At 37.4% G+C, this 877-nt stretch carries 1 protein-coding gene; it reads right to left on the reverse strand.

Going from position 1 to position 877, the window contains the following annotated elements; all coding sequences use genetic code 11:
- The coding region (locus tag C6988_RS11060) for a site-2 protease family protein (protein WP_182135508.1) at positions 1-877 on the reverse strand (877 nt) is incomplete at both ends.

Below are 877 nucleotides of genomic sequence, written 5' to 3' on the forward strand. Positions count from 1 at the left end.
TGGAGAAATATCATCTAGTGGCTGAGCTCCAGGTGTTCTTGAGCTTAGAATCAAAATAAACATCGCCATAACCCAGTATCCAAGTAAAACTAGAATTCCCATGCTTGCAAAAGTCAAATATCTGTGTAATTTTTCACCAAACAATGTTCTTGCCATATGTCCCCCATCTAATTGCCATGCAGGTAACATGTTGAGAAATGTGATCAAAAATCCAATCCATGCTGCAAACAAAACCGGAGTTAATAGGACTTCTTGCCCTGGACCTCCTTTTCCAAACATTGCCAATGATGCAGTTAATAGTAGTGGCTCACCTTGGCTCCATTCAATTAATCTTGCCTCTTCGTATAGCTGTTCTGCCATCTCAACTGGAATTACAGGAGCAGTATATGCTCCATAAATTGAAACTAGAATTGTAATTACTAGACCTGCAATTGGTCCTGCAATTGCAACATCAAATAAAATTTCTCGATTAACTGTTAGTCCTCTTGCTTGAATGAATGCACCAAAGGTTGGAATCCCATATACTGGAATTCCTGGAATAAAGTAAGGCCAAGTTGTCTTTAGTTTGTGCCACCTTGATGCAACAATGTGTCCTAATTCATGAATCCCTAAAATTCCAAGCAATGACAGAGTGTAAATTCCTGCCATCTCAAGTGGGTCTCCAATCTCAATTATTTCATTAGTTCCAAGTGTTCTATAGTATCCATCAATCATTACAAATGAAACTACAATTGCAAAAAGTAACCTAGGTGTCCATGATTTTGATAACCATTTTCTTTGTTTTCTTGGAGGAAATCTTCTAACTAAAATGTAGAGTCCATCATCAGTTGATTCCAATTTACAGATTAGGTCTCGTGCTTCTAATTTTTGTGCTAAT

This window comes from Nitrosopumilus sp. b1 (assembly GCF_014078545.1).
In the GTDB taxonomy this organism is placed as follows: domain Archaea; phylum Thermoproteota; class Nitrososphaeria; order Nitrososphaerales; family Nitrosopumilaceae; genus PXYB01.